The organism is Sinorhizobium sp. GQ132, from assembly GCF_059758575.1.
Genome location: NZ_JCAXDX010000034.1, coordinates 1 through 4,043, shown reverse-complemented (window position 1 = coordinate 4,043; position 4,043 = coordinate 1). Strand labels below are relative to the sequence as shown.

The window sequence follows — 4,043 nt, the reverse complement described above, 5'->3', positions numbered from 1 at the left end:
TTACCGCAAAATTGCATTCCGCAGAGAAAAGCCTGTCTGAGACAAAGGTGGAGGCCGAAACAACCTGTTATACAGCTAATGAGAGCATGCATGGGAAACATTGCACCCATTAGTTTTAAGGGGAAAGCCCACGTCTCTCGGAGCAACGTTCAACTCTTACAGTAGGAGGCAAGCATGTCGAGCGTATCCGCGGTGAATGTCCAGGAACATGAACAGAGCTATTCCAACAAGAGCTACGACGCAGCACGCACCTTTTTTTATACCAAGCCGCTGATGCTGGCCAAGACCGATGCTGAGGCCCCCAGCGACGACCAGATCGCCAACGACCAGGGCACAGTCCAGTTCCACCTCATTGGCCAGAAAACCGATGATCCGAAATGGGGCGGGATCATGAACGAAAACCAGGATAATCTGCTGGCGATGGGCGGTCTCATCCACGACTACATGCATACTCACTATCCGGATATCGACTCGAAAAAACTCGACATAAACACCTGGACGAACGTCGTCGGCAACATTCCCGATCTGTCGATCGGAGGGCAGAAGCAGAAAAGCTATTCAAACAAGTTTGCGGGCACATCCGTCTCCGGCACTTTCCTGTCGTTAATCGCCAAGGCGATCGTCACCGACGGAGCATCTTTGCTGACGGACTTCCAGTCCTTCCTGACCCAAATGGGCGACCTGACGTTCAGTGCCAGCAGCAAGGCGCAGCAGTACAAAGCGCTGACCTGCACCTATCAGAGCTACCTTCTCGATAACGGGGCCGGCAGCTATTTCGACTACGGCGCCATCGTCTTGCGGCAGATCGAGTTCAAGGAATACTTTCTCGAGCTGAAGTCGTCCTGCTCGTCGACGCAATACGTCAATGTCGACATGGACTATACGGAGGTCACAAACCTCATCCAGACCCGGCGCATCCGGAAAGGCGGCCCCGATTACAAAAACTTCCAGGAGTTGGTGAACAAGAATTCCACCGAGCAGTTCAAGAAGGCCAAAAACTTCTTCAACGGCGGCTCCACGCCTCAAAACGACATCAAGCCACAGGTCTGAGCTTCAGATCTCGACCGCGAACAACGCAGCTCACCAGACACGAACGGTGCGGCTCGGTCCAAAACGCGCCTGCGCAAACCCGAGGCGATAGAGCAAACCGGCGACCTTTAGCCGATGCTCTGTCGCACGGCGGATGCCGCGTGCCCGTTGCCGCTCCCGAAAGGAAGCGACATGAACCCATTTGCCAAAACAATTGCGGGTCTATTCTCGGTGATCGGCCCCCAAAGCAACACACCCCTCGGAGCAGAGAGGATTTGCTCTGCCTTGATCCAGAAGCTGTCGGACGACCCGTCGCGCAACCTGGACCCTCATACTTGGCAGAATGCCATGCAGATGGTTCCAAGCCAGGTGGAAAGCGCGACAACATCACAAACGCTGAACCGCACGATGCCGATCGGGGATTTGCCGGGCGCCCTTGCTTCAATTTGCGCCAATGTCGTCGGCGGAAGTCACGCATCAGCTCTGGCGAAACCCATCGGCTCATACCTGAACAAGTACGGAGAACCGACAGCATTCAATTGCCTCATACTGGAACAAACCCGCACTGATCAGATCCACCTGTACCTGACGTGCCTGAATGTGACTGACGCCGGCAGTTCAGGGAGCTTCAGCATCACTTCGACTCTGCTCTCGGCGACGCTTAACCTTTCGAACAAGCAAACGCAGACCACCATCACAAAGATCTTCGGCTCCTTCGGGCCGCCGAGCGACGAACCCTTCTATCTGCGCATCTTCAACTGATCTGAATGCCAGTTCCCACCCCAACGTCCAACTCAATGGAGGATTCCGATGATCATCGCAGCCTGCACTGACGATCTAATGGTCGAAGACATTGCCCGAGAGGCAGCTAAAGGCAACCACCATGTCTTCGGCGAATGGTACAAAGTTTTCGACAGGGACATCCCCGATCTTCGTCCGACGGAGAATCTGTTCATTGTTGCACACGGCGCAGCATTCGGCGACGAAGGCCAGCCGGTCATCGGCAGCAAGGGGGACGACTTCTACCTGACGGCACGTGACCTAAACAAGAATCTGACAATCTTCCCAGAGGGCTACTCGGGTAGCGTCTATGTATATGCCTGCCTCTCGGCCGCTCCGGGCGCCGGCGGGCTAAGCTTCGTCGAAGCCTACAAGGCACTGATCGGCCCAAGCTTCCCCAAAATGTCCGCCTGGGGCCAGACCGGGAAGCCCTCCGGCCCCTTGCCGCAACCGACTGACAAGTCCTGGGTGGAGGCACGCGGCGGAAAATAGCCTTGTCGCGCCGGCCCACTAGGCCTTCCCGCGGCGTCGTCCGCCAGAAATTTTATCGCTCACATCACAGCCGACACCAGATGGAGGTACGAACCATGTCTGCTTGGGAGAATGTCTCTGTTAAGCATGCTGACACAGGAGATCATTTACTCGAAGGTGGAACCGGAAGCGGCGGCGAGAAGGAATTCGCCTGCGGCAAATTCGCTTCCAACAAGCACCCGAAGAAGGGCCACAAGTACGATATCACCGCAACGCCGGAGGGCGAAGTTTTCGCGATGGATTGGACTGCGACCTGCACATTTGCGGGAGAGACGTCCGAGTTCAAGGTCGAATAGGATTATTCAGCCGCGAAGCCAACCGCCCTTCGCGGAGGCGCCTTCCGGCGCTCCCCCCGCGCCCGCGTGACTCCAAGCCACGCGGGCGCTTCAATTGTCAAAGCGTTTTATGGAAGTTCTGCATCAAGACGACTAGACGACTGATCTTTCTTACGTCATGAACGACGGCCCCCGAAATCCCACGCCGTCGTTTCCAGACGATACATTATGCGATCTTCTTGGCCCAGAACGTGAACATCCTCGTAACAAGCTGTGGAAGGGCTGGTGAAGAACGGCTCTCTTCGACCCAATGCAGAGTCTCAAGGCAGAGTCATGGCGGCCGCTCTGCGCCCAAATGTCGGTCATAGCGGAAGTCATCGCGCCTGCCGGAAAGCAGACATGGTTCTGAAAGCGGCGTCACGCCGCCTGTGCGCCATGAGCGGCCACGTCTTCGGGTTGCCATCCATGGGGCTTTACGTAAGCTCCAATTTTCCTGGATATCCTTCAGAACGACAGCGAAGCCATATGGACATTCAACCAGCAGCCCCCGAAGACGAGGAGGCGATAGTTCACCTTTGGCATCAGGGATGGCATGACGCTCATGCCGAACTGGTTCCTCGAGAGGCTCTAGTTTACCGGACGAAGAGTCACTTCCGCATCTGGTTGAAGGAAGCGCCAGATACTTTCTACGTTGCTCGATCAGGCGACAACCTGATTGGTTTCGTTTCCTTGATGGGGATCGAAGTCGTCAAACTCTACGTTGGCGTAGGCGCTCGGGGCACCGGCGTGGCGTCTGCCTTGTTGGGTTTCGCAGAACAAGCTTTACGGCAAGACGGGGTATCTCAGGCGGAGCTTCTTTGCACAGCGGGCAACATCCGAGCCGAACGTTTTTACATCCGACAGGGTTGGTGCCTCATCGACACATTCGACGGTGCTCTCTGGGCTCCGCCTGGCATCAGCCAGAAGTTCGTCGTCTCCACTCACCGCTATCGGAAAAGGTTGGTCGACTAGCAATGACGCCCAAGGACCGACAGCGGCCATGTCGCTGAGTGTCAATAGCAGACATGCACTGGCCGGTCGGCTAACATCGGTTGTTCACCATATCGACGGATGCGCACATGCCGAGCTTAGTCGAACTCGTCCCTTACGATGCGAATTGGTTGAATGATTTTTCAGCGGCTGAAGCTTTGCTAAGAACAACGCTCGGCAAATGCGTCTTTGCTGTCGACCACATAGGCAGCACGGCTGTACCGGGCTTGGCCGCAAAGCCGATGCTCGACATTGATGTAACCCTATCCGGGTTGGACGACATTCCCGACGCAAGCGCGAACCTCATCAAGGTTGGATTCGAACCGCGTGGCAATCGCTACCACGACGACGTTCGGGCTTTCCTTTTGAAACGCGCTGCGCCTCAGATCAGGGTCTACC

General features: G+C 56.0%; 6 protein-coding genes. All 6 read left to right on the top strand.

All coding sequences use genetic code 11. The annotated features are described in order from the left end of the window. Positions 1-174: 174 nt before the first annotated feature. Positions 175-1,050, top strand: a complete 876-nt coding sequence (locus tag AC6CIG_RS29540) for an Evf family palmitoylated virulence factor (RefSeq protein ID WP_498324368.1) — start codon at positions 175-177, stop codon at positions 1,048-1,050. Between the two features lie 171 nt (positions 1,051-1,221). Further along, entirely contained in the window at positions 1,222-1,791 is a 570-nt protein-coding gene (locus AC6CIG_RS29535) for a glutamate acetyltransferase (RefSeq protein ID WP_498324367.1), read from the top strand. A 48-nt stretch (positions 1,792-1,839) separates the two neighbouring features. Continuing rightward, positions 1,840-2,301: a hypothetical protein gene (locus tag AC6CIG_RS29530; RefSeq protein ID WP_127519148.1), complete on the top strand. Its 462-nt coding sequence runs from the start codon at positions 1,840-1,842 to the stop codon at positions 2,299-2,301. A gap of 95 nt (positions 2,302-2,396) precedes the next feature. Next, complete coding sequence (locus AC6CIG_RS29525; RefSeq protein WP_127623548.1) at positions 2,397-2,636, top strand: hypothetical protein; 240 nt, start codon at positions 2,397-2,399, stop codon at positions 2,634-2,636. A gap of 378 nt (positions 2,637-3,014) precedes the next feature. Continuing rightward, the gene (locus AC6CIG_RS29520) at positions 3,015-3,626 is read left to right on the top strand and encodes a GNAT family N-acetyltransferase (RefSeq protein ID WP_498324366.1); all 612 of its coding nucleotides are present in this window, start codon (positions 3,015-3,017) and stop codon (positions 3,624-3,626) included. A 107-nt stretch (positions 3,627-3,733) separates the two neighbouring features. Further along, a partial coding sequence (locus AC6CIG_RS29515) for a GrpB family protein (RefSeq protein WP_498324365.1) occupies positions 3,734-4,043 on the top strand: 310 nt, incomplete at its 3' end.

What these genes read in the sequence shown, in the direction of transcription:
- AC6CIG_RS29530 (WP_127519148.1), top strand. Translation starts at nt 1,840, where the DNA reads ATGATCATCGCAGCCTGCACTGACGATCTAATGGTCGAAGACATTGCC.
- AC6CIG_RS29535 (WP_498324367.1), top strand. Translation starts at nt 1,222, where the DNA reads ATGAACCCATTTGCCAAAACAATTGCGGGTCTATTCTCGGTGATCGGC.
- AC6CIG_RS29520 (WP_498324366.1), top strand. Translation starts at nt 3,015, where the DNA reads ATGGTTCTGAAAGCGGCGTCACGCCGCCTGTGCGCCATGAGCGGCCAC.
- AC6CIG_RS29525 (WP_127623548.1), top strand. Translation starts at nt 2,397, where the DNA reads ATGTCTGCTTGGGAGAATGTCTCTGTTAAGCATGCTGACACAGGAGAT.
- AC6CIG_RS29540 (WP_498324368.1), top strand. Translation starts at nt 175, where the DNA reads ATGTCGAGCGTATCCGCGGTGAATGTCCAGGAACATGAACAGAGCTAT.